The sequence below is a fragment of the Hymenobacter rigui genome (assembly GCF_003944715.1).
GTDB classification, from domain to species: Bacteria; Bacteroidota; Bacteroidia; order Cytophagales; family Hymenobacteraceae; genus Hymenobacter; species Hymenobacter rigui.
On record NZ_RWIT01000011.1, the window covers coordinates 21,554 to 46,130 of the forward strand.

Here is a 24,577-nt window from a genome sequence, read left to right on the forward strand (position 1 = left end):
AGTTCCGGCGGGGCGTTTTGCATACTGGCTCCCGCCCAGTTGTGTTGTGCCTGGAAACCCTATAGCTTAGAGGCTGAATCATTCACTTCTGCCAATGCCCCGACTTCTACTGGCTGTGATATGCTGTAGCATGGTGCACCTGGCCTGGGGAGCGTCTCCCAGTTCCCGGGCCGATAGTCTGCAACGGCTGCTTTCCACCTCGCGCCCCGATACCAACCGGGTGAGAATACTCATTCAGCTGGCCTGGGAGCGTACCGACGACAACCCGCTGAAAGGGGTGGAGTACGGGCAGCAGGGAGTGAGGCTGGCGCGGCAGCTGCACTTCCGCTCAGGCGAATGTCGGGCGCTGTTGATGCTGGGGTGGGCCTTTATGCGCACGGGCAACTATGCCACGGCCATCCAGACGCAGGTGACGGCCCGGCGGCTGGCCGAAAGCATCGGCTACGCCGGAGGGGTGATTCATGCCGACAATGCCATGGGCTATGCTCACCTGGAGCAGGGCAACCGGCAATTGTCGTTGCGCTATTTCCGCCGGGCCGTTGGGCAGGCAGAACGCTACCACGATACGGTACTGCTCACGCCTATTCTGGGCAACATTGGGCGGGCCCATCTGGAGCTGGGCCGCCCCGACTCGGCCTGGTATTACACCTGGCGCGGGTACCAGCTGGACCTGGAGCAGCAGGATGTACACAGTGAAATAGGCGACCTGTCCATTCTGGGTGATATTGAGGCCCGGCGTGGGCACATCCATCAGGCCCGCTACTTTTATCAGCAGGCTATCAGCCGGGCGGTGGGTATGCCGGTATCCTATGCCATCAGTCGGGCATACCTGGGGTTGGCACGGCTGGTGCGCAACCAGCAGCCCGCGGCAGCCATGCAGTACGCCCGGCAGGCCCTGGCCGCCGGTAAAGCCGGCCGCTACGCCAAAGGCGTGTTTGAGGCCAGTGACTATCTGGCTGATTTATATGCCGACACCGGCAGTAATGCGGAGGCCTACCGCTATCTGCGGGCCGCTGCTGCCACCCGCGACAGTCTGTTCAGTCAGTCCCGCATGGCACAAGTGCAGGCCCTGAGCTTCAGCGAAGAACTCCACCAGCAGAAGCTGGCTGAGGAAGGAGAGCGGGCTGCGGCCCGCCGATGGCAGTTTATTCTGGCCCTCGCCCTGGCCGGGGCCGTGCTGACGGCAATAGTGGGCTATCTGCTCATCAGCCGCCGGCACCTGCGCCGGGAGGTGGAGTTTGTGCAGGAGCGGCAGCGGATGGAACGAAGTCATTCCCGGGCTATTCTGGATGCGGAGCAGAACGAGCGCCGCCGGGTAGGGGCCGACCTGCATGATAGTGTGGGCCAGCTGCTGAGCGCCGCCAAGATGACGCTGGGAGCCTTGCGCCGCCGCCTGCCCCTTACTGATACGGTGCATCAGGAACTGTTTGGCAACTCTATGGATATGCTGGATGAGGCCGTACGGGAGGTGCGCAGTATCTCACACAACCTGGTACCTACCACTTTTACGCGCCACGGGCTGGTGCAGGCGGTACGCTGCCTGCTCGACCGGCTGGCGCTGGGGCCGCGCCAGCTACAGATTCAACTCGAAGTAAATGGTCTGCAGGACCACCAGCTGGATTCCACGCTGGAGAATATTCTATTCCGGATTCTACAGGAGCTCATCCATAATGTGACCAAGCACGCGCAGGCCACCGAGCTGACGGTGCAACTAAGTTGCCAGCAGGAAGAGCTTCAAATCAGCATTATCGATAATGGCGTGGGCTTCAATCCGGCCGCGCAGCACGAGAACGTGGGCATTGGGTTGCGCAACGTGGCCAGCCGGGTCGCGTACCTGCACGGCGAGTTTGCCATTCACTCAACTACGGGGGGCGGCACCTGTACTATCCTCAAAATCCCGTTGCGTATGGGCGCAACAGCTGTTTTGGTGTAAATTTACCGTCCCGGCTGCCGGAAGACTACTGGATTTCAGAGTCTATATTGGATTTTGCTATATTTAGTAAGGAATATAATTACAGTATCTTTCTACACTTGCTCAGACCTGCTACCGGGTCGTTTCGCTTCTTCTGCATCCCACACCGTATGACACTTCCCGTACCTGAACTGGAAACCATTCCCGTACTGCTGGTCGACGACCATCCGGTAATTGTGGAGGGTATCAAGATGATGCTACGCCCCGAAACCGATTTGCAGGTGGTGCTGCAGGCCCACAGCGGTGCCGACGCACTACGGCTGCTGCCTGCCCATCCGGAAATCCGGGTGGCTGTGCTGGACCTGAATATGCCCGAAATGACGGGCGTAGAGCTGGCTCGCGCCATCCGTACAACCTGGCCCACCATCCGCGTGCTTATTCTGAGCATGTTTCATGACCACGCCACCGTGGCCGAAGTGCTGGAAGCAGGGGGCTCGGGCTACATCCTGAAAACCGCCAGTCGGGCGGAGCTGAGCACGGCTATCCGGCAGGTCGCCGCCGGCCAGAACTATTTCAGCCAGGATGTTGCCGATACCCTGCTGCAGAACCTACAGATTCCGGCCTCCATTCAGGCCCGGCGCGCCGTAGAGCTGACTGGCCGGGAACAGGAAATTCTACAGCTGATTGCCCGTGAGTATTCAAACCAGGACATAGCTGAGGCCTTATTTATTAGTGAGCGGACGGTGGAAACGCACCGCCGTAACCTGTTCACTAAAACCAATTCCAAATCGGTGGTAGGACTCATTCAATATGCCCTTCGGTACAAGTTAATACCATAATATATTATATAGTTTATAGAGTCATTGTAGAAGTTGGCAGAGCATTGGCAGTGATAAAAACCGGGAAGCAGACCCCGATGAGGTCAGTGAGCTTAGAAAAGCAACGAAGCCAGTAGGTAGCTTCTAAAGTTAATGGTGGGCGGCCTGTAAAGAGAGCTACAGGCACTGTATAAGCGTTTTAAGGAAAAATGACAACGGTACTGCGACAGTGCTGGGAAACGCTGTATCCGTACTGGTACGGAGATAAAAATCAGGGCTGCTACTTATTTACTTGTATTGGGTAAAAAATATACCTTAGCATCGTTCAATCAAATGATAATATCTTTATATTACATCAATCAAATAGTGCAGTAGCTCGCTCTTTCTCAGTTGTTTTCACTCTCACCTCATTTTGCAGCCGTGTCGAAACATTTAACCCCTAACGAAAAGCAGACCATGCCATCAAAAATCCTCTCCTTCATCTGCCATGTACCCGGAATGGCTCCTGGTACTTATCCAGCCGTTCCAACCACAACCAGCACCCATAAGTCTGTAGAGCGCCGGGCCGAACCAAAACAGGCCGGTGGCCACTTCACGGCTATCTATGAAAACGACCGGTTTGTACGGTTTAAGTACATCAACAACAACTAGGAAGCACCTGCATCGGTAGCTCTTCTGGGCAAAACGGCGGGCGGCCGTGGTTGCGCGGGAGCACAGAGTATAGGCTTTCGTACCAAGAGGCGCTGCACTTTCGTTAGAGAAGGCAGCGCCTTTTGCGTGGTAGTCGGTACCGGGCCCGGCATTTCGCCTAACTTGCGCCCCGGTTCATCCGTTTTGCGTGCATGATTAATTTGTTGGTTCGCGCCACGGCGCCGTGGATATTGCTGATATGTGTGCTGATTTCTGTTCCGGCCCGGGCTCAGGCAACCTTCACTCCCGACGAAAATGCTTGGTATGGGGTAGTGGCCCGCAGTAGTGGCCGCTCTCTGGATGTTACCAATGCCTCCTCGGAGGCTGGTGCAGCCACGGTCCAATGGGAGTTTACGCATGCCAACAGTCAGCAGTGGCGTTTTGTGCCGGCCGCGAAAGGCAGTGATTTTTATCGGATTGAGGCGCGGCACAGCGGAAAATGCCTGACGCTGGAAAAGCCCGACGAGAATGCGCCGCTGGTTCAGCGCCCCTGGACCGGTAGCTTTTATCAGCAGTGGAAGCTGGTGCCCTCGGGGCCACTTGGCAGCTTCATGCTGATTAGCCGCGGCAACGATAAGTGTGCCGCATTGGCCGCCGCCGACAAGTTCAACGGCACGCCGGTGGTGGGGCAGCGGGTGCAGAACCGCGCTACCCAACAGTGGAAACTGTTTAAACTGCGCCTGAATGTGGACCCCACCCAACCCGGCTTCGGGCCGCCGGAGCCGCTGCTGAGCCTGAATACCACAACCGGCAACGAACTGCAGCCCGTGGTAACGCCCGATGGTAATACTCTGTACTTCAGCCGCACCCGCTACAGCGGGAATAAAGAGGGCGTTACTGAGTCGGGGGATATCTGGATGAGCACCTCCGCCAACAACGGCCGCACCTGGGCCCCCGCCACGCGCCTCGATGCCCTGAATACTACTCAAAACAACGGGGTAATGTCCGTTGTACGGGAGGGCCGTACGCTGCTCGTGCGTGGCGACTACCAGCGCGACGGGACATTCCGCGACGAGGGTATAAGCCGCGTGGAGCGGGAAGCTACCGGGAAAAATGTGAAGCCGGTAGCCGTGGAAATAGCCAACTACTATTCGGCTGGTCCGGCTACTTCGTTCTATATGACGCCCGATGAGCAGATTCTGCTGCTGAGCCTGGAGCGGGGTGACTCGCAGGGAGCCAATGACTTGTATGTGAGCCGCCCTACTACCGATGGCCTCTGGACGGAACCTTTTAATCTGGGTGGGGTGGTAAACTCACCCGGCTTTGAGTTTGCCCCCTGGCTGGCTCCTGATGGCAAAACACTGTACTTCAGCTCCTACGGGCATGCTGGCTACGGCAGTGCCGATATTTTTGTAACCACCCGGCTGGATGAAACTTGGACCCGCTGGACGGAGCCGCGCAACCTGGGTGCGCCACTTAACGGCCCGGGTTTCGATGCTTACCTCAGCCTGACTGCCGACGGCAAGCAGGCGTATTACGCCTCGTCGCGGACCGCCAATGGCCCCGCCGATTTGTTCCGGACGCCCACCGGCGTGCTGCCGGTGGCTGATACGAGCAAGCCGGCGGCCCCGGAGCCCGTAGTGCCTGCGGTGGCGGCCCGGATGCTGCTCACGGGCCGCACATTGGATGCTAAAACCCGACAGCCGTTGGTGACAGAGGTAAAAATCGTGCGCCTCGACCCGAACATCATCTTCAATGCCACTGCCCGTACCGATGCTACGGGTGGCTCTTACCAGTTTTCGGTGCCACCCGGCCGCTACCGCCTGCAGGCCACCCGAGCCGGCTACCTGACGGCTACCGACACGGTGAACATGACCGGCTCCCGCAGCGTGGAGTTAGCGCTGGTGCCTGCCGCCGTGGGTTCCAGTCTGGAGTTGCCCACCCTAATTTTTGCCCAGGGCAAGTACACGCTGCTGCCGGCTTCCTACACCGAACTGAACCGACTGGCCCGCACGCTGCAGGACAACCCCACGGTGAACATCCGCCTGGAAGGCCACACCGATAACCAGGGCCGCGCTGACCTGAACGTAAAGCTCTCCGAAGACCGGGTGGCCGAAGTGAAACGGTATCTGGTGACCCGGGGCGTAGCCGAAACCCGCATCAGCACCGTGGGCTACGGCGGCAGCAAGCCCCGGGCCTCTAACGACCGGGAGGAAACCCGGAAGCTGAATCGCCGCGTAGAATTTACCATTGTAAAGTAACGGCCGATAGAAAGTGGCCGGACTGGCGCCCTTCCCGCTTTGGTGGGGAGGGCGTTTGTGTAACTCTTCAGGCATTGCCGGAGTACTTCCGGCAATACCAATACAGCTAGTAGTAGTATGCAGGCCTTTATTCGTCGGGAAGTTGTGCTGCCGGATCTGCCTTCGGCGTCGGGGGTAGAAATAGTGGGTGAAACCGCGTATATCATCGGGGATGACGCGCCATTTCTGTACCAGCTCAACGCGGCCACTCTGATAGCCGGGGCGCGTACCACTCTGTTCGAAACGGCTCACTTCAGCACCGGGCGCATTCCAAAAGACCTTAAACAGGACCTGGAATGCCTGACCTCCCTGACCGTGCCGGGCGGCGAAACCGGGCTGCTGGTACTGGGCTCGGGCGCAACAGCGGCCCGGGAGCAAGGATTCTGGGTGCCCCTACAGCCTGCCGGAGCGGCCGGGACAGTGTATCCGCTGAGCCTGAGCGGGCTGTATGCGGCGCTGCGGCAACTGCTGCCGGCCGGTATTTTACTGAACCTGGAAGCTGCCGCTGCCACCTCCACCGAACTGCTGCTGTTTCAGCGTACCGTGGGTGCTAGTAGCGGCAACCTGCTGTTTCGGCTGCCGCTGGCGGCTACCTGGGCCTACCTGCGTCATCACACGGCGCAACTACCGGCCATTACGCGGCAATTGTTTGAGCTGCCGATGGTGGAAGGGAAGCCGGCCGGTTTCTCGGGGGCGGCGTGGCAGGATGGACGGCTGCTTGTAACGGCTTCGGTGGAAGATACCGTGGATGCGGTATTGGACGGGGTAGTGCTGGGTTCGTTTGTAGGTGAGCTGGCCTTGCTACCGGCCGGACAGCAGGCGGTACTGCCCGTTAGCCTGGCGTTGCTGCAGTGGCCCGATGGGCGGCCATACCGGGGTAAAGTAGAAGGGGTGGCGGTGTACCGGCAACTGGCCCCCGGCCGCCTGGAACTGCTACTGGTAACCGACGACGATGCAGGCGGCTCAACGGCCGTGGTGGTGGAGCTGGTACGGTAAACTATACCTGTGCAACCGGTTATACAAGGGAATTATTTTGCGCGGATCAACTGTTTTTCAGAGTCTTCCATAAGGAAGAAGCGTCTACCAGTTGTTTGCGTATGATTCTGTTCAACACTCGTTTTCTGTACCCGGTAAGTGCGGTGAAGCTACAGGAGCAGGAAGGTATCCTGCCAGCGGAGTTTCTGCCCACCATTGAATTGCTACGCCCGTTTCTGGAAAAAGAAAAAGCTTACGGGGAAGTATGCTCAACGTCGGTAACCTCCGTGCGGGGCCGGCAGGTCACGGTGTTTTACCGCAAAACCTACACGCCGGAGCAGGGCTTTGTAGTGGAGATACTGGACGCCCAGTTGGCCGTATCCGTAGTCCGGGCGGCGTAGCCGGTTACCCGGTATTTCTAAAGCAGCAAAACGCGTCGGCTCGTGCAGCCAGGCGCGTTTTTTTGATGTTGATAACTACTGCGCGCGCCGACGCCAAATAAAGCCATCCAGCACGTAATGGGTAGCCTGGGGCAGGGCCAGTAGCGGCACCAGCCACATCAGCAAAGCCGGTGAGGCCACGGTGGGTAGCTGCTGAAACCACCCGAACAAGCCGGTGTGCTCCCGCCATACCAAACCGTCCCACAGACCTTCCTCCAGGAATGCCAGCCCCACCACCATGCCCAGAAACAGTCCCAGCCCGTAGCGTCCGTGCCACCAGGGGCGGGTGGCGGCTGCCTCGGGCCGGCTGCTGGTCCAGACCAAGGCAAGGTACGGAATTCCATGCGCCACTACGTTCAGCAGGGTAAAGGCCAGGTCGCCGTTGAGCAGCACAATGCCCACGTACCACGAGGCCGCCGTGCCCAGCAGCAGCAGGTTGCGGGGCCAGTTCAGGTGGCCGGTTTGCTGCCACTGGCGGATTTCTTTCCACAGGTAATTCAGCAGCAGCAGGCCGTATGCACCTGTGAGCAGCTGCCGTCCCAAGGGCCAGTTGAAATGCACAAAATCCCCCTCCACAAACCAGGTAAAGTTGCGGGGCTCGGCCAGATGCCACCACAGCAGCGGATACAGCGTGGCGCTGTAAATCAGCACGGTGTCTAGGCGGCGGCTTCGGGGGCTGGCGGCCTCATGGCGACTATAGAGACGCAAAAAGCCGTATTGCTGCCGGACGAAGTGAAACACGGCGGCGTAAGCCAGTACCCGCCAAAACCAAAGTCCGCCCGCCCAATGTAGTGCCACTCCCAAGGCGTAGCACCCCAGCGGCACGGCCCATAGCACGGTGCTTAACTGCCGGCGTCGATTGGCATCGAAGTACGTGCGAAACAAGGTGCTGTACACGTGCGCTACGTCAATGAGTACCACCAGCCCTGCCCACGCCCATACCGGCATTCGGGCTGTGGAGCGGTATTCGGCCGGTAGCCCGGCCACCAGCAGCAGCGCCAGAAACGGCGGGGCCAGAATCCAGAGGCCATCAAATCCCGCGGAGCGAATCCAGGGCTGACGACGCATGGGAGTAGTGGCAGAAAGCGTACGGGGCATGGCCAACGGAGAAGTGTGCGGCCCCAAAATACAACCCTACGGCCGGGTTGCCGCCGAAACCGGCGGTACATAATCAAGTGGCAGAAACTCGCCCATTTTCTCGAAGCCCCAATAGCCTTCCGTGAGCAGGCCCAGTGGGTTCAGCGGGGCCCCGTTAGGCTGCAGCTCCACCCGCGGCTCCTGCAGGTGCAGCACCGATACCTGCTTGCTGAGGCCGGCCGGCAGCGGCTGCCCGAAGGAAGCATTGCGGGCCGTATAGGCCACGTAGGCGGGGTCGGCGGGTTCCCGGTTGAAGGTGACCTGCAGCAAATCCGGAAACTGCAGGGCCACGGCCCCGGTGGGCAGCACAGCCCGGTATTGGGAAGTGGGCAGGGGTTGGGTAAACAGGTAGGTAAGCTGCCGAGGAACCTTGATCAACTGGTTTAGTGAATCATCGAACTGCCGGGTGTTGAGGGGGCGAAGTGTGGCGGCCTGGGCGCGCAGCAGGGCTAGCAGGCTGTCGGTGCGGGGGCGGGCGGGGTTGGGCACGCGCCGCAGCCGTTGCACCAGAAAGCCCTGGTCCACTACGTTATCGGTTTGCACGCTACGCAGGAAATGGGGCAGGGAGCCTGTGTAGGCCTGCTGCCGGTTGGCCTCCCAGCGGCGCTGCTCCTTGCGGGAGCGAGGTTTCAGCGGCTCAAACACCGGGGAGCCATAGAATGACATCCACTGCTCCCGGAAGTTCAACCGGAAATCGAGCCCGTAGTACCGGATGCGGTAGCCCAGGGCCCGGTTTTCCACCGTCAGAAAGTCGCTGCAGGTGGCCGTCAGCTCGTTGCGCTCCTGGTCGTAGTCCACGCGCACGGCGTTGGGGTTGCGGATGTGGCACTGTTGCGAAAACGTGGTGCTGCCCAGGAACGTGCTGGCAAATTTCTGGTAGTCGTTGGGGTTGTTGGGGTGGGGGCGTACCACCACTTCGCGCAACGCATTGGCCGAAGGCGGCAGCCGAAACGTGAGCTCCTGGGGCTGGGTGCCCACGGTAACCGTCTGGCGGCGCAGCTGGTAGCCCAGGTAGGAAGCCACCACCTCATAGGTACCCACCGGCACCCGCGCGAAGGCAAAGCGCCCGGCATCATCGGTGGTGACGCCCAGCGTGGTGTTGGCCAGAAACACGGTGCCAAACGGCAGCGGCTGCCGCGTTACCGAATCAAGTACTACGCCACTCAGGCGGGCTTGCCCCAGGGCCGGGCTAAGCTGCCCCAGCCACAGTACGCTCAATAGTAAAAAGGCGCGCAGTAATTGGGTGCGGACAACAAAAAAGAACGACTGCATGCTGTTAAGGGGTGCCGGGTGCAAGGCGGGTGGGCGTACTCTGGCCACTGACAAGTGAGGCGGCACCGGCCGCAATGGCCTGTACCACCGCGCGCATATTGCTGAAGTTGAGGTTGGCTATTTCGTCGTCTACCGTGTGGTAGTACGTGGCGCTGGGCAACTGCACCGTGCTGATGGTATGGGCCGGAATACCAAGTTGTGCCAGCTTGTAGTTATCCGAGCGGTAAAATAAGTACTGGTCAGGATACGGATCGGGCTCGAAGCGGAAAGCTGTAGCGGGCACATTGCGTTGCAGAATAGCACCCAGGTCCGACTTCTCGAAGCCCGTTACAAAAGCCGAGCGGAGCCCAAATTTCGCCGGTGTGCCAATCATTTCGATGTTGAGCATGGCCGCTACTTGGCGGGGTTGCAGCTGCCGGCTGAAATACTCCGCCCCAAAGCCACCAACTTCTTCGGCCGTAAAGGCCACAAATACTAGAGTGCGGGCATTATCGTGGCGCTTATGATAGTAACGAGCCAGCGCCACCACGGCGGCCGTGCCGCTGGCATCATCATCGGCTCCGTTAGCAATAGAGTCGCCCTGCACGGCGGGCCGGATACCCAGGTGGTCGTAATGCGCGGAGAAAATCACTTGCTCATTCCGGTGGGCTGGGTCGCGGCCTGGTAACACACCCACTACGTTGCGCAATTGCACGGGCCGGACGCTGGTGCGGCCGCTGACGCTGAACGAAGTAGCCTTTGTATCAGTGGTGAGAAGCAAGACCACCGAGAACGGGTCCGGTGGCGTGAGGCTGTATTGGCTGTTGCTCCAGTAGTGCGCCACCAGCGAGTTAAACCAGCGACTATGGTCCGGGTGCACCAGCACCAACAAGTCCTGTTGGGCCTTAAAAACCGAATCGACATACGGCCTCAGCGGTACACCGGCCGGGACGACGAGCAACCGCGGCGGCCGCGCCTGCGTGGCAGTCCAGGAAAAGGACGGCTGGCCCGGCAACAGCACCGAGTGGCTGTGGTCGATGGGCTGCCCGTTGAGCGAAACAGTAAGCTCTTGACTGCGGCTTTGGTACACCGTAAACTCCTGCGCAAAAGATGCCGCGCCGGGCAATGGCTGCAAGCCCGCCCGTTGAAACTGCTTTTCCAAGTAGCGGGCCGCCAGGACGGACCCGTCGCCCACGCTGCGTCCGCGCATGGCATCACCGGCTAACTCGCCCACCACCCGGCGCAACGCCCGCTCAGAAACTACCGATTGAGCCGTTGCCGGCAGAAAAACCAGCACGTTCAAGCATGTAGTAAGGACGAAAATGAGGCAAGAATGAGGAGCCCTGAGCATAAGAATTACGATTATATCGTAATAGTACGAATATTTCGTAATAACGTATCAGGCAGAGCTACAGATACAAGCTCCCGGCGTCAGGCATTAGCGGAATGCTATGCGGTAGAAAAGTGCCTCCGGCTAAGCTGCTGCTTGATAATCAGGGCGCAACTAGCTGAATTGAGCCTGATATAATGAGGCGTTTCTACGAAAAATAAGTGAGGTGCCGAGCCGCTGCCGCCTCGTATGCTGCGCGCAGGCCCTGGTAAAAGCCTTCCTCGAAAATGGAAATGCCGCTGAGGTCGGTGTGGGCCAGGAACAGCTGGTTTCGCCAAGGTTGGGCGGCCTGCTGCCGGGCGGGGCCGCTCACGAAACCGGGCGTGGGGGCTACCATGCCGTGGCCCCACACCCACACATCGGCCCGCTGTACCAGGGCGGTGATGCCGGGGTGGGCGGTTTCCAGCTCCTGCAAGGCCTGGCGCACCCATTCGTCGTAGCTGGTTTGGTAGGCCCGGCGGCGGGCGGCCACCGGGTCGGCGGCGGGCAGGGGCAGGTACCAGGTAATGACGTGCGGACTGTCGGCGTTCAGGCTCAGGCTTTGGTGGTTGGCGTGCACGTAGCCCACCGAGGCGCAGCCGTACAGCACGTTGTCCCAGCTAAGGGGTTGGCCGGGAGCCTGGGGCAGATACTCCACCGTGAGGTTCACCACTACCCAGGGCGCGCGGTGACAGGGCAGGGCGCGCTGGGCGCTGGCGGGCAGGCCGGCCAGCAGCCGCTCCGTAATAAACAGCGGTGTGGACAGAATCACCTGCCGGGCCTGCACGCGGGTGGTCTGGCGGGTGGGCACGTGGTAGCAGTCGGCGGCCAGGCCGGTGGGGGTGGCGTGCAGGGCGTAGGCCACCGTATCGGGCTGAATCGGCGAGGCGGCCTGCCGGCGCAGCTGCTCCACCAGAAACCCGTTGCCCTGGGGCCAGGTGAGCACATCGGCGCCGGTGGCGTTGTGGGCCTGGCCTTTGCGGGCCGCAAAGTAGTGCAGCCCCGCCCACGCCGACACCTGCGCCGGGGTGGCGCCGTAGTCGTCGCGGCAGCAGTAGTCGAGGTACCAGAGCAGGTGGGGGCTGGTGAAGCCCTGGTGTCTCAGGTACTGGGCAAAAGTGAGTGTATCCAGCTCTCGGTACCGGGCATCGTGGGAGGCCTCCTGCACCGGAATGCGGAAGGCGTCGCGGCCATCAGAGCCCACGGCCCGGCGCATTTCCTCAACCAACTGAAAAAAACGGGCAATCTGCGCTTTTTCGGGGGTGGGCACGCCCAGCTCCGGCACCAATCCGCTCTGCCAGTGGCCCTGCAGCAGCAGGCGCTCCTCGGGGTCGTGGCAGAGGTAGTACTCGTTGTAGATGGGCAGACCCGAGGCCGCATCGGTGCCGGTGATAACATCGGCTTCGCGCAGAAATGCCAGCAGCGCGTGGTTGCGGGCGTCGGGTACGGGCAGGTAGTGGGCCCCCCAGGGGTAGGCCGAAACCAGGTTGTGGCCCGCCCGGGAGTTGCCGCCCACCTGCTCATCCAGCTCCACCAGCAGGATTTCCTGGGGCGGCACGCCCAGTCGCTCCAGTTCCCGGCGCGCCGCCAGCCCACTCACGCCGCCACCCACAATTAGCATCTCCACCGTGCGGGTGGCAGTGGGCGCAGGCAACGCCGCCGCGTTGCGCAGCAGGTGCCCCGTGGCGTGGTTGGCCCCGTGTAGACTTCCGCGAATGTGGCTGCGGCTGGTGCCCGGCGCGCACGACTCCAGCCCCGCCAATGGAGCCAGCAGCAGCCCCGCCCCGCCCCGCGCGGCCTGTTGCAGAAAGTGACGACGGGTAGGCATGATGGGTGGTTGGGTGGTTAGTGGTTAGGTGGAGCGGGTTTTTTGGTAGTTGATGGTGGCGTTGATTTCCTTGGCTAGTTGCTCCAACTCACTGTCTAAAGCGAGAAACCGGGATTCGTTGATGAGCATCCGTTTAGCGGCGCGGCGGAGGAAGAATTTGGTTTCGCACAGTGAGCCCCGGGCGTAGTACAGAAACTGCCGCACTTCGCCCGGATGAAAACGGCCGCCCCCTTCCGCAATATTGGCCCCAATAGAGTCGGCCGCGCGCACGAGCTGTTTGCCCACCGTGTCCCGCGTAAACTCCGGCCAGCCAGCTATCAATTCCCAAATTCCATCCGCCACCAGCTCCGCCCGCACATACAGCCGGCGCTCCTCCAACGGTTCATAAGCCATACACCAACAAAATAAATTACTCATCAATATATTATTTCTAACCAACCACCCAACCAACCACCCAACCACCCACCTAATGCACGTACGGGCCCCAGTCGTCTTCAAAGTAGCGGACCAAGGCCTGGTTGTTGAGCTGGTTGATGTCGGTGGGGATTTCGCTCATGTCGGGCGGGAAGAAGCGCATGTCGCGAATGGTGGCGGGCGTGACGTAGCGCAGGCCGGCGGGCAGGGGGCCGGCATCGGGCCGCCAGTGCGGGTTGCGGCCGGCCAGCACAAAGCCCCATTCCCCGAACGAGGGGACGTAGCAGTGGTAGGGCAGGGTGGTGAAGCCGGCGGCCTGCAGGGTGTGGGCCACGCACCAGAACGAGCGGCGCGCCACGTAGGGCGAGGTGCTCTGCACCACCACCCAGCCGCCCGGGGCCAGCCGCTTTTCCAGCTCCCGGTAAAACGCCGCCGAGTACAGCTTGCCGATGGAGTAGTTGCCGGGGTCGGGGAAATCCACCACAATGCACTGGTAGCGGGTAGTATCCTGGCGCACCCACTGGTAAGCGTCGCCGTTGATGACTTCTACTTTGGGGTGCAGCAAAGAGCTCTGGTTCAGCGCGCGCAGCATCTGGTTGCGCTGGAACAGGCGCGTCATACCTGCGTCGAGGTCGACCAGCCGAATATGCTGCAGCTGCGGGTATTTCAACAACTCGCGCACGGCCAGCCCGTCGCCGCCACCCAGCACCAGCACCTGCCGGGCCCGGGGCAGCGCCTGCATGGCCGGGTGCACCAGGGCCTCGTGGTAGCGGTACTCATCGAGGGAGCTGAATTGCAGGTTACCGTTGAGAAACAGGCGCAGCTCCCGCTGATTTTTCGTGAGCACCAGCCGTTGGTAGGTGGTGCTTTTGGAGTAAATGACCTGGTCCTGAAAGGCCATGCCTTCGGTGTAGGTCTGGATGCGCTCCGCGTAGCCGAAACCTACGCCCAGGGCCACCAAAGCTGCAACTAGCGCCCCGGTGAGGCCACGCCGGAACGGGCGGGTTTCGGGGAAGCGGTACAAAGCCACGCCGGCCACCACCACGTTCAGGGCCCCGCATAGCAGCGAGGTGCGAATGAGGCCCAACTGCGGTACCAGCACCAGTGGAAACACCAACGAGGCCAACAGGGCCCCAATGTAGTCGAAGGTGAACACTCGCGAAACCAGGTCCTTGAACTCGAAACGGTTTTCCAGAATCCGCATCAGCAGCGGAATTTCCAGCCCTACCAGCACGCCCGTGAGACCCACCAGCGCATACAGAATCAGCCGGAACGATACGGCGTACTCGAACAGCACGAACAGCAGCGGGGCGGAAAAGCCCCCCACCAGCCCCACCAGAATTTCGAGTCGGATAAACCACCGCAGCAGGGAGCCCCCCAGGTAGCGCGACAGCCAGGAACCGATGCCCATCGAAAACAGGTAGGCCCCGATGATGGTGGAAAACTGCATCACCGAGTCGCCGAGCAGGTAGCTGGCCAGGGTGCCCGCAATCAGCTCATAAATCAGTCCGCAGGTGGCAATAACAAACACGGAGCCCAGCAGCAGCGCCGAGCGGTAATCCGTCGGGGCGGCGGCCGGTTCGGGAGCCGGCTGCCGCTTCCGGCGCACGGGTACTTTATCCATGAATAGCGGAGCTGATAATCAGGGCTACGGCAATCATGAAGGCCGCTGCCATAATAGCCAGGGCCGTGTTGTGCTCCTCGATAATTTCTTTCCAGAGCGTGCGGGGTGTGAGTTTTTCAATCACCACAAAGCTGATAACCAGAATGGTGATGCCCAGCACTGAGTAAATAACCGAAGCCGCAATCAGCTTGAAGTTGAGGTATTCCATAGGGAAGGAGGTTCGTTGGCAGTTACTGATTGTCAGTTGTTCGTTGTCAATTTCCGAAGCGTCATGCAGGGGCGCAGCCGAAGCATCTCGCGTACTAATGTCTGGGTTACCGTTGCAGCGTCAGCATGCGAGATTCCTCGGCTGTGCTCGAAACAACGTGCTGTTCGCAACTGGCAACAGACAACCAGCAACTAACAACTCATTTATGGAAATACGTGGCGCGGCCCCCGGTGCCGTGGTAGCCGCCGTTGCCGTTGAGGTTGGGTTCCTGCTCATTATCGTCGCCGAGCAGGCGGTAACCCGAGAGGCCGGCCCACACGAACCCGCCGTACGTAAGAGCCGCAAACAGGGCATAGAAGCGGATTTTCCAGAGGGAGCGGAGCCAGTTCATAAGCGGCAGCTGGTTAAGAATCAGGAATCGGAGGAGGCGTAGGGGCTGAAGTCACTGTTTTCCCAGCGAGTCCGCTCGTGCAAGGCCCGCCGGAGGTATAAAATGCCAGGATACAGCAATAGTAGCAGCAGGGCTAGTACGGCATTGGAGCCTGCCGTCGCCCGCGCCTCTACCCGGGCCCGAAAGTGAATGCCAAAGGTATTGACCGGGTCGGTGACAGGATAAAAATTGAGGTGGTAACGGCCGGTAGGCACCGTGTTCAGTAGCAGTTCCTGTTGTTTGTTGCCTTCGCTCCAGCTTTCCCCGTCCTCAACCCCGGAATAGTATTCGATGCTGCCGGTACCCGCAAACTGCTGTCCGGTTTGCTCATTTACCAGCGTGAAGGGCACTTCTACCCAGGTATTGTTCACCTCTGCCTGCAGGTTTATGTTCAGCGCCCCGGTGCCCGGTACGGTGAAGGAAGGGGATATCAGCGGCTGCCGCTCCTGCGCGGTGCCGGTGCCGGGTACGGCAAGGCGGGCCGAATCGGGGGCTGCCACAACGGGCACCTCACTTACAAACTCCTGGTTGAATACCGTTTCGTTGCCCCATAGCATCAGGTACAAGTGCGTAACCACTACCAGCAAAGCCATCAGCAACGAGAACGTGCGCAGCTGGGGCCAGATGGCCGCGCCGGGGGCGGGCTGGGCGGCCCCCACGCCGTTGCGGTAAGGCAGCTGCTCCGGTTGCAGCCCGAAGGCTTCGGCTACTTCCCTGGGCTCCAGATGGTGGGCTTTAAACCAATGATTGTAGCTCTTGTTTTTCCGCTCCCGCACCAGCATAAGGGGCGGACTGATGTACTCAGAAATCGTCAGGCCCTCATCGGCCAGCACGTTCCAGTCAAACTCCCCCTCGGCATATAGAATGCGGGGCGAATACCGGTTATAGAGGGCGTAATCGGTTTCCGGGGTTTCCACCACGCCGCCCAGGCTTACGCGGTACTGCTGCTTCGTAGCCGTAATCAGCAGCCAATGGCCTTGAAAAACCGCCAGCTGCCGGTACGCGCCGGTGGCCTCTTCACGCAGCTGGAACTCTTCCCAGCGGTAGGACGCGTGCTTGGCTTCGCAGCGCCACATGTAACCCGTTACCCGGTAGGTCTTGCCCTCCAGTTGGCCGGTGCTGCCGATGGCCAGAACGGGCGAATGAGTTGGCACCTCCTTGAACTTGCGCAGCTGCTTGGGCGCGCCGGTTTCGGGGTATTCAAAAAACGTCCGGCACTGTGCGCACCCGAAAAAGGCGCTGTGCACGGCGTCGTAGTAGCGGACCTCATGGCCGCAGTTGGGGCACTTTACGGCTGCCGGAGCCAGGCTAAAAAGCTGGCTCATCGGCGGACTTCGGTTTTGCTGGTCTCGGTGGCCCCGAAGAACGCCAGGGTGGCAGCGTATAGCTCCCGGGCCCGGTCGGCATTGTCGCGGCGAAAGTTGCTCAGGAACACGTCGAAGGTAGCCAGGCCGTGTTCGGGCCAGGTATGAATGCTCAGGTGCGACTCGGTGAGAGCCACCACGGCTGTGAAGCCGCCGGCCGGGAAAGCGTGGTAGGCGGCCCCCACTGCCGTAAGGCCCTGCGCTGCTACCTGGGCCTCGAAGAATGCCCGACAGGCCGGCATATCGTGAAGAGCGGCCACCGGGGCAGTGAAAGTGGCCAGAATATGCAGGCCCGGAGCATAAAGATTCATTGGCACAGATAAGCGTAGCTGTCCGCCCGCCGGGGCAGTGTCCGAAGACAATACTACACAGGTACCGGCACGTATCAAAACCGCCCTCCACGACCGGGGCGTGGAGGGCGGTTGCGCTGCGGGGCGGGCTCACGGGCGGCGGCCCGCCTATCTGTAACGGCCGGATATGGAACCGCTACCGGCCGCGCCGAGTCTGGTACAGCTAGTTTTTAGCGTTCTGCCGGATTTCCGGCGCAGTGGTCGGCTTGCTGGCCGGCGCCAGGGCCTGTATCCAGTTGCGCATGATATCAAGGGCTGCGGTAGCCACAACCGGGGAGGGTTGCCCATCAATAAGAGGCCACTCAGTAACCGGGGCCTGAAACAGATGATTCAGGCCGTCGAGGCGGCGCACCTGCAGCTGCCGGTTGCTCTTGAGGCCTTTTTCCAGGGCGCCGAGGTTGGCCGTAGCGTTTACCAGTAAGTCATCGGAGCCGTGCAGCAGCAGCACGGGGCATTGCACGGCGGCCAGCTCCCGCTGCGGATAGAAGCGCAGGTAGGAGCGGGTCCAGGGGCTGGTGAGCCAGGCGGCGCCGGCCTGGTACGTGGAGTCGGCTTGGCCGGGGTGGGCCTCCCGCAGCATGGGTGTCAGCAGGGCCTGGGCCGCCAGGTCGTCGGGCATCTGTCGCACCATTTCCAGCACGGGCCGCTGTGCCTTCATCAGGGCATCCAGCCGTTTCTTTTCCTCCGCCTTCTGGCGTAAGTATTGCTGATCAAGGTAAATCTGAATCTGAGCAGCATTCGAGCCATCGGCCCGCATTTTTTCCACCTGCTCCTGAATAGTGGTGGTGCGCCGCTGCTGGTCGCGCAGGGCTTTGTTGAGAAGGGTATCAGCCACGGCCTGGGGCTGGGCCAGACCCGGCTGCACGCTGAGCACATCGGAGCCGGGCAGGCCGGCGGCCGCCAGCGTAACCACAAAAGCGGGGGGCAGCGGACGAGCCGCCGCCAGCAGGGCCACGTTTCCGCCTTCGCCATGCCCAATCAGGCCGATGTGCTGCGCATCAACCAATGGCTGCGTGCGCATGAAAGCCAGTGCCGCCTGCGCATCCCGGGTACGGTCATCAGGACTGGCTAGCTCCGTCTGGCCGCCCGACTGGCCTACGCCCCGGTCGTGGAAGCGCAATACGGCAATGCCGCGGCGGGTGAGGTGGTCGGCCAGGCCGCCCAGCAGCTTGTAGTTGCCGTACTGGCCATCCTGGTTCTGCGGACCCCAATCGGAGAGCAATACTACGGACGGAAACGGACCCTGCCCGGCGGGGATGGTAAGTGTGCCCTGAAGGGAAATCTTATCTGCTTCATTACGGATGCTGACCTCCTGTACCCGGTAGGGGGGAGGAAAGCGAAACGTTTTGGGGGCGCTGGGCGGTGGCGGGATAAACTCCAGAGTAAGCGGTGCCTTAAACCCTGGCTGCGTCCAGGTGCCCGTAATGTGCTTGCCATCGGGGGTGCGGGCACCAATAAACCGGCAGCCTACTTCCTCCGCCACAAACAGCACCGTGTCGCCTTTCTGGGCCACGGCGGTGGGGATTCGGTTAATGCGCTGCGGCACCACGTTCAGCACGGCAAAGCGGTTGCCGCTAGCCAGCTCAGTTACAATAATCTGGATGGGTAGGCTGCCGCCGGGCACCTGTAGCGGGCCTTTCCACTCACCCTCCAAGCTATACTTGTTCAGTACCTGTGCACTGGCCAGAACAGGAGCCAGCAGCATTAATCCCAGGACCAGCGCCCGCCAGAATTTCCGGCTGCCGCTCCTGTTAACTCGCCCAACCTTCATATGCTGTAACACACTGCCTTAAAAAGTGCAAAGAATACCTGAAACTGCAGAAAACACTTATGGAAGCAGTACCCGGTTGATGACGTGCACCGTGCCGTTGGTGCACTGCACATCCGGAATAACCATGGCAGCGGGGGCCGCATTGTTTTTGCCCTGTACCGTCAGCACCCCATCTGTAAAGGCCCCCAGCCTGAGCGGCGAGCCACCCAGGGGGGTAACCGTAGTGTTTTCGGGTAGCTCGGGTGTGAACTTGCCGCCCGGCACCACGTGGTTGAGCAGCACGGCCTGTACCGTGGCTTTCGGCAGCCGCCGGATATCGGCCGGCACGTTCAGCGGCACGCCCAGCAGGGTGCCCAGCTCGCGGAATGCCTGATCGGTAGGCGCAAACACAGTGAGCTGCGGACTGCCCGCCGATGCCGACAGCGGCCCCACCAGCTCCGCATACACCACGGCCTCTACCAGAAAGCTCAGCTCCGGCGTGGTAAACACCTTGGCATCCTTGAGCGCAATGGCCGACTGCACAATGTCCAGTCCGGTAGCCAGCATCACCTTATCTACTACATGCACGGTGCCGTTGGCGGCTTTTACATCGGTAGCCAGAATGCGGGAGCCGTTAATGTACCGTACGCCGCTGCGCTCAATAATACGGCGGCTCACGCCCAGCGCCGACACAGAGCTGGACCCGGGGGTAAGTGCTGCACCGGGTAGGTCCCCATTGGATACGTGGTACAGCAGCGTGCTCGTCAGGAATGAGGTCTGCAGTCCGGCCAGGTCAGGGGCGGAGCGGAAACCCAGCCGGGCAAAAGCCGAATTGTTAGGGGCAAAAACAGTGTAGTTACCGCTGGCGTCATTTGGATTCTTATTGGATAGTACACCGGCTACTCCGCCCCGTACAGCAGCATCTTCCAATAACTGGAAGTCGTCATTCCCAACAGCAATACTGGCAATGGATGGTGTAGCGTCTTGGTCCTTGCCGCAACCAGTCAGGAGTAGCGTGCCGGTCAGGAGTAAGGCTAAGGGGCTGTAAAACAGTTTTTTCATACAGTAAGATGCTTTTTCAAGGTTCTTTCAGCTACTTTTGTGGCCGAACCCGGATACTAACGAGAACAAAAGTTCAACGGATTTATCTAATCCGCAAACCGAACGAATAATTGTTTTCGTAGGTGATGCCGAGCGACTGGGAAAAGTATTTCTCTTTTTGGGAATAATATGAATTTTGTACTTTTCTCATTCGTGTTAGTTTACCTCATTTCCCGGCACCAACCTTCTTCAATTCGATGAACTACCGTTACTTCTCGCCCATCGGGGCTATTTTGTTGTTGAGCAGTCTGGCAACCCAGGCTCAAAGTCTGAGTAGTGGCTTCATGTCGGGCCGCAAGCACGGATCCGTGTCGGTGTCGGGCACGCAGGAGTGGTACGAGAGTGTGTACCTGGTACCAGAAAAAATTAATCAGGTACCCATCTTCCGTCGCATCAATGTGCAGTCCGTCAGCCTGTATGCCAACTACGGCATCACCGATAAGATTGAAGCCGTAGTGAGCCTGCCGTACGTGCGCTCCGAAGGCCATGCCAGTTCCATCATCACCCAGAACTCGCCTTATACCAATGTGCGCGAAGGGCTGCAGGATGTTTCAGGTCTGCTGAAGTTCAAAGCATATTCTACGGAGGTGGGCAGCAGCATTCTGAACCTGCTGGGCGTGGTGAGCCTGAGCACCCCCGTCAGCAACTATAAGTCGGAGCAGGGGCTGGAATACATTATTGCCATTGGGAACCGGGCCACGAAGGTATCCACGGCCGGCATTGCACATTTGCAAACTGCATCGGGCGTATTCTTTACGGGTCAAACCGGCTACAGTGTGCGTTCCGGTCGGGTGCCTAATGCCTTTACGGCGGAAACCAAGGTTGGCTACGCGGGCCCGCGCTTTTATATTGATGGCTGGGCCGCTTTTCAGAAGTCGGCCAGCACCGGTACCGATATTCTGCAGCCCGGTTTCGATGGCGACTTCACCGCCACGCGGGTCGACTATACCCGGTTGGGCGTCAGCGCCTTCCGACCACTGGCGCAGGGGTTTGGGCTGGTGCTGGGAGCCAGCACGTACGTGTCGGGCCGGAACGTAGGCAAATCAACCGGCGTAACCGGCGGCCTGGCCTATAACTTCTAGGCTGCTGCTTCCGGCGTACCGGACTACACCGCAAACAGGCTTGCAAAATGCCCCGCCCAAGTTTGGCGGGGCATTTTGCATTAACCCCGGCCGGTCAGATGCAGTAAAGGAAGTTGCTGCGCGTTGCCCAGGTAGCAGCACCGGTAAGTCGGCTACCGGCACTTACCTTCACGCTTTCTTTCCATATCCCACCTCCTTTCCTAACGCACTTTCTTATGAGTACTTCCCGGCTTGAACACGATTTTTTGGGCGAGCGTGAAATCCCGACGGATGCGTATTACGGCATTCAGACGCTGCGGGCGCTGGAAAACTTTCACATCACTGGTATTCCGCTGAAGGTAGAGCCCCTGTTTGTGCAGGCGCTGGCCTACGTGAAAAAGGCGGCGGCCCTGGCCAACCACGAGTTGGGCGTATTGCCCGCCAACATCGCCCAGGCCATTGCCCAGGCCTGCGACCGGGTAGCCGCCGGGGAGTTTGATAACCAGTTTCTGACCGACATGATTCAGGGCGGGGCGGGAACCTCCGTGAACATGAATGCCAACGAGGTTATTGCTAACGTGGCACTGGAAATTATGGGCCACCAGAAAGGGGAATACCAGTTCTGTCACCCCAATAACCACGTCAACTGCTCTCAGAGCACCAATGACGCGTATCCCACAGCCTTCCGAATTGCACTCAGCAACAAGCTGGTCGGGTACAGTGAGGTACTGGGAGAACTGGCGGATGCCTTTGCGACCAAAGGTGTAGAGTTTCGTAACGTGCTCAAAATGGGCCGTACGCAGCTGCAGGATGCCGTACCCATGAGCATGGGCGACGAGTTTCGGGCCTTTGCTACCAACTTACGGGAGGAATTGCTGCGCATTGAGGATTCGCGCCGCCTGATCAGTGAGATAAATATGGGCGCCACGGCCATTGGAACCGGCGTAAACGCGCCCCACGGCTACGCCGATCTGGTGACCAAATACCTGCGCGATATTACCGGCCTCGACCTGAGCCTCGCCGGTGACCTGATTGAGGCAACATATGACACGGGCGCCTACGTGCAGCTCTCGGGTGTGCTGAAGCGCACGGCCGTGAAGCTTTCCAAAATCTGCAACGATTTGCGCCTGTTGTCCTCGGGGCCACGCTGCGGTATCAACGAAATTAATCTGCCCCCGCTGCAGCCCGGCTCCAGCATCATGCCCGGCAAGGTAAACCCTGTGGTGCCGGAAGTGGTAAATCAGACGGCCTTCTACGTAATCGGAGCCGACCTCACCGTAACCATGGCCGCGGAAGGGGGCCAGTTGCAGCTGAATGTGATGGAGCCGGTTATTAGCTTTGCCCTGTTCACCAGCATCAGTTACATGACCAATGCCTGCCGTACGCTGCGTGAGAAGTGCGTGGTCGGCATTACTGCCAATAAGGAGCACGCCGAAAATCTGGTGCGCAACAGTATCGGTATCGTAACCCAGCTGAATCCGGTGCTAGGCTACGAGAAGTCGGCCGAAATTGCCAAGGAAGCCCTGAAAACCGGTAAATCAGTGCATGACATTGCCGTAACCGAGCGTCAACTCCTGACGGAGGACAAGTGGAATGAAATCTTCACCTTCGAAAACCTGATCCGGCCGGACTTTATCCAATAGCATCAGCACTATTCGCAACAAAAAAGGCTCCTGGTTTCCACCAGGAGCCTTTTTTTGTACCCGGAGCCGGGGTCGAACCGGCACATCTTTCGATATCGGTGTTTGAGACCGACGCGTCTACCGATTCCGCCATCCGGGCTTTTTCTGAGCCGTACCTGTCGGTAATTCAGGAACGGGTGGCAAACTTAGCCAGACTTTCGCGGATGCGCAAGAGGTAGCGCTTCTTCAGATAATATGTCTGTACCTGTTTCAGGGCCAGCGGGCGGGCGTCAGCAGGTAAGCTTTCATAAGTTGCCAGCACCGGCTCAATGCCGGCTTCCAGCGTGTCAGACAAGGAGTTGACGTCGGCTTCGACTTGCGCAGCTGCAGCTGAATCGGGTTCAAATTCCAACTCCATTAGTTGCTCATTCAAGTCCATTACTTCCATCAAAAAATCTGCAGGAAGCTCCTGTTTTCCTTCTTCCAGCAGGCCATGCTGCCCTAAAATATAGGCCATGCGCAGTTCCGTATCGGCGAGGGTGCGGTAGGCATCCGTATTTAGCGTCGCCAGCTGTAGAATTTCCTGCTGCCGCTCAGGGGAGGAGGTGGCGTGAAAATCAGGGTGATACTCGCGGCTGAAAGCATAGTACTGGCGTTTCAGGGCCGCTACGTCCGGTCGGAAAGATTCAGGCAGGCCGTAAAATTCAAAATAGTTGGGAGAGGTCATGTACAAGGAAAACGTGCGTCGGACGGCAGAGTTGAACTCAGGAACCGACGCCTGCTGAATTAGTTACCGAAACAGATGCTGGCTGTACGGAAAATGCGAGTGGTGGAGCGGCAAACAGCGCCTTGGTGGCCGGCCATACCTGCCCAAATAAGGCAGAGCGCCGGTAGGCATTCAGGGCCTCTTCCGACTCCCAGTGACTGTGCGTGCAATACACATTAGCGTGATTAGTATCCTGCCAAAGCTCCAGAAACCGGCAGCCGGGCATGTGGCGGATATGGTCTTCAGAAGCGTGAAACAACTCCAGAAACTCAGATATTTGTTCCGGCCGGAACGTCATGCGCACGATACGGATCAGCATTGTTGAATACGATTTGAAGAACTGCCAGAATGTCGTTAATAGCTTAACATAATAAATATACAATGTGTAAATAACTAATTGTCAAGTATTTATTTATATGAATAGTCGATACATCAACCAACAAAACGCACGTCAATCTGCGAGTCGAAGTGGAGGCCCAGCAGTTCCGAAGCATTGCCTTGGTTGATACCGATGCACAGCCGGTCCTGGCTATTGAAGATGCACACGGCCTCGCCGGGCGCGGCAGCCTGAAAATGCGGCACAATTTCCCGCACCGTTTCGCGGGCAAAATGAATGGTGCAAGGTCGGTCACGCCCTACCACTTCAATGGCTGTGCGCGAAATATCGGTAATGAGGTTACCGTAATGATCCACATGCACCACGTGGCCGGTAATGCGGTTATCCTGCAGGCGCATCTGTCGATTCAGGAGTTGGTAGACCTCAGTAGTGGCCGGACCCAGCTCGGCAAGTGCACCGCCCTGCGCCAGATGCACGGCTGCCGGTACCAGCAAGTCGCGGGTAGGGGAGGCGGTGGCGTGGTGGTTGGTGCCAAGTATCACGAGTTCATCCGGCGTCCCATCGCACAGCAAAGGCAACAGGCCATTGTCGGCGGATACAAAGAAATGCTCCTGAAAACGGGCTGCGTGCCAGGCAGCTTTGGGCGAGCCCAGATCATTCACGCCTACCAGGTGTACGGTGCCGGGCGCAAAATCCGCATACACCGCCCCCAGCACGTGTACGGCGTGCGCAATGTTGAATGGCTCAATGCCGTGGGTGATATCCAGCACCGGCACCTGCGGGGCCAGCTGCAGAATCCGCGCCTTCACGGCTGCCACGTAATGGTCGCGGTAGCCGAAATCGGACAGAAACGTAATCAAGCCCATGACCGGAAATTGGGAGTTATTCGT

23 protein-coding genes and 1 tRNA gene are annotated in these 24,577 nt (G+C 59.6%); 8 read left to right on the plus strand and 16 right to left on the minus strand.

What is annotated here, in order from left to right:
* Positions 1-94: 94 nt before the first annotated feature.
* From EI291_RS16720 to EI291_RS16740, 6 genes are all read left to right on the plus strand, one after another.
* Entirely contained in the window at positions 95-1,933 is a 1,839-nt protein-coding gene (locus EI291_RS16720) for a sensor histidine kinase (RefSeq protein WP_125422570.1), read from the plus strand.
* Positions 1,934-2,082: 149 nt separating this feature from the next.
* A complete protein-coding gene (locus EI291_RS16725; protein WP_125422572.1) occupies positions 2,083-2,751 on the plus strand; it encodes a response regulator in 669 nt (222 codons plus the stop codon).
* 399 nt (positions 2,752-3,150) lie between these two features.
* On the plus strand, positions 3,151-3,381 hold the full coding sequence (locus EI291_RS22640) for a hypothetical protein (protein WP_148103422.1): 231 nt from the start codon (positions 3,151-3,153) through the stop codon (positions 3,379-3,381).
* A 242-nt stretch (positions 3,382-3,623) separates the two neighbouring features.
* The gene (locus EI291_RS16730) at positions 3,624-5,621 is read left to right on the plus strand and encodes an RICIN domain-containing protein (RefSeq protein ID WP_170172691.1); all 1,998 of its coding nucleotides are present in this window, start codon (positions 3,624-3,626) and stop codon (positions 5,619-5,621) included.
* 117 nt (positions 5,622-5,738) lie between these two features.
* A complete protein-coding gene (locus EI291_RS16735; RefSeq protein ID WP_125422578.1) occupies positions 5,739-6,656 on the plus strand; it encodes a DUF6929 family protein in 918 nt (305 codons plus the stop codon).
* 101 nt (positions 6,657-6,757) lie between these two features.
* Positions 6,758-7,036: a hypothetical protein gene (locus tag EI291_RS16740; protein ID WP_125422581.1), complete on the plus strand. Its 279-nt coding sequence runs from the start codon at positions 6,758-6,760 to the stop codon at positions 7,034-7,036.
* Between the two features lie 75 nt (positions 7,037-7,111).
* On the opposite strand, the gene EI291_RS16745 is transcribed toward EI291_RS16740, so the two are convergent.
* From EI291_RS16745 to EI291_RS16800, 12 genes are all read right to left on the minus strand, one after another.
* Positions 7,112-8,173: a hypothetical protein gene (locus EI291_RS16745; protein WP_240635578.1), complete on the minus strand. Its 1,062-nt coding sequence runs from the start codon at positions 8,171-8,173 to the stop codon at positions 7,112-7,114.
* 36 nt (positions 8,174-8,209) lie between these two features.
* Positions 8,210-9,484, minus strand: a complete 1,275-nt coding sequence (locus tag EI291_RS16750; RefSeq protein ID WP_125422584.1) for a carboxypeptidase-like regulatory domain-containing protein — start codon at positions 9,482-9,484, stop codon at positions 8,210-8,212.
* Positions 9,485-9,488: 4 nt separating this feature from the next.
* On the minus strand, positions 9,489-10,760 hold the full coding sequence (locus tag EI291_RS16755; RefSeq protein WP_240635579.1) for a M20/M25/M40 family metallo-hydrolase: 1,272 nt from the start codon (positions 10,758-10,760) through the stop codon (positions 9,489-9,491).
* A gap of 241 nt (positions 10,761-11,001) precedes the next feature.
* Entirely contained in the window at positions 11,002-12,660 is a 1,659-nt protein-coding gene (locus EI291_RS16760) for an NAD(P)-binding protein (protein WP_125422590.1), read from the minus strand.
* Between the two features lie 24 nt (positions 12,661-12,684).
* Positions 12,685-13,053, minus strand: a complete 369-nt coding sequence (locus EI291_RS16765; RefSeq protein WP_170172693.1) for a four helix bundle protein — start codon at positions 13,051-13,053, stop codon at positions 12,685-12,687.
* Between the two features lie 73 nt (positions 13,054-13,126).
* Positions 13,127-14,698: a polyamine aminopropyltransferase gene (locus EI291_RS16770; protein ID WP_125422596.1), complete on the minus strand. Its 1,572-nt coding sequence runs from the start codon at positions 14,696-14,698 to the stop codon at positions 13,127-13,129.
* The gene (locus tag EI291_RS16775) at positions 14,691-14,906 is read right to left on the minus strand and encodes a DUF350 domain-containing protein (RefSeq protein WP_125422599.1); all 216 of its coding nucleotides are present in this window, start codon (positions 14,904-14,906) and stop codon (positions 14,691-14,693) included. Before EI291_RS16775 ends, EI291_RS16770 begins: the two co-directional genes overlap by 8 nt.
* Positions 14,907-15,105: 199 nt before the next feature.
* Complete coding sequence (locus EI291_RS16780; RefSeq protein WP_125422602.1) at positions 15,106-15,297, minus strand: hypothetical protein; 192 nt, start codon at positions 15,295-15,297, stop codon at positions 15,106-15,108.
* A gap of 20 nt (positions 15,298-15,317) precedes the next feature.
* Positions 15,318-16,661, minus strand: a complete 1,344-nt coding sequence (locus EI291_RS16785) for a DUF4178 domain-containing protein (protein WP_125422605.1) — start codon at positions 16,659-16,661, stop codon at positions 15,318-15,320.
* The gene (locus tag EI291_RS16790; RefSeq protein ID WP_125422608.1) at positions 16,658-17,011 is read right to left on the minus strand and encodes an S-adenosylmethionine decarboxylase family protein; all 354 of its coding nucleotides are present in this window, start codon (positions 17,009-17,011) and stop codon (positions 16,658-16,660) included. Before EI291_RS16790 ends, EI291_RS16785 begins: the two co-directional genes overlap by 4 nt.
* A gap of 202 nt (positions 17,012-17,213) precedes the next feature.
* Positions 17,214-18,755 carry an alpha/beta hydrolase gene (locus EI291_RS16795; RefSeq protein ID WP_170172694.1) on the minus strand — a complete coding sequence of 514 codons (1,542 nt, stop codon included), beginning with the start codon at positions 18,753-18,755 and terminating at the stop codon, positions 17,214-17,216.
* Positions 18,756-18,878: 123 nt separating this feature from the next.
* Positions 18,879-19,862 carry a fasciclin domain-containing protein gene (locus EI291_RS16800; protein ID WP_125422614.1) on the minus strand — a complete coding sequence of 328 codons (984 nt, stop codon included), beginning with the start codon at positions 19,860-19,862 and terminating at the stop codon, positions 18,879-18,881.
* 236 nt (positions 19,863-20,098) lie between these two features.
* On the opposite strand from EI291_RS16800, the gene EI291_RS16805 reads away from it, so the two are divergent.
* Together EI291_RS16805 and aspA are read left to right on the plus strand one after the other, a co-directional pair.
* Entirely contained in the window at positions 20,099-20,983 is an 885-nt protein-coding gene (locus tag EI291_RS16805; RefSeq protein ID WP_125422617.1) for a hypothetical protein, read from the plus strand.
* 215 nt (positions 20,984-21,198) lie between these two features.
* Positions 21,199-22,605, plus strand: a complete 1,407-nt coding sequence (gene aspA, locus EI291_RS16810; RefSeq protein ID WP_125422620.1) for an aspartate ammonia-lyase — start codon at positions 21,199-21,201, stop codon at positions 22,603-22,605.
* Between the two features lie 57 nt (positions 22,606-22,662).
* Here the strand turns inward: aspA and EI291_RS16815 are convergent.
* The 4 genes from EI291_RS16815 to EI291_RS16830 all read right to left on the minus strand — a co-directional run bounded on the left by EI291_RS16815 (position 22,663) and on the right by EI291_RS16830 (position 24,553).
* Positions 22,663-22,744 (minus strand) — tRNA-Leu (locus EI291_RS16815).
* A 27-nt stretch (positions 22,745-22,771) separates the two neighbouring features.
* The gene (locus EI291_RS16820; protein ID WP_125422623.1) at positions 22,772-23,311 is read right to left on the minus strand and encodes an iron-sulfur cluster co-chaperone HscB C-terminal domain-containing protein; all 540 of its coding nucleotides are present in this window, start codon (positions 23,309-23,311) and stop codon (positions 22,772-22,774) included.
* A gap of 37 nt (positions 23,312-23,348) precedes the next feature.
* On the minus strand, positions 23,349-23,669 hold the full coding sequence (locus EI291_RS16825) for a putative quinol monooxygenase (RefSeq protein ID WP_125422625.1): 321 nt from the start codon (positions 23,667-23,669) through the stop codon (positions 23,349-23,351).
* Positions 23,670-23,782: 113 nt separating this feature from the next.
* On the minus strand, positions 23,783-24,553 hold the full coding sequence (locus EI291_RS16830; RefSeq protein WP_125422628.1) for an SAM hydrolase/SAM-dependent halogenase family protein: 771 nt from the start codon (positions 24,551-24,553) through the stop codon (positions 23,783-23,785).
* Between the last annotated feature and the right edge of the window lie 24 nt (positions 24,554-24,577).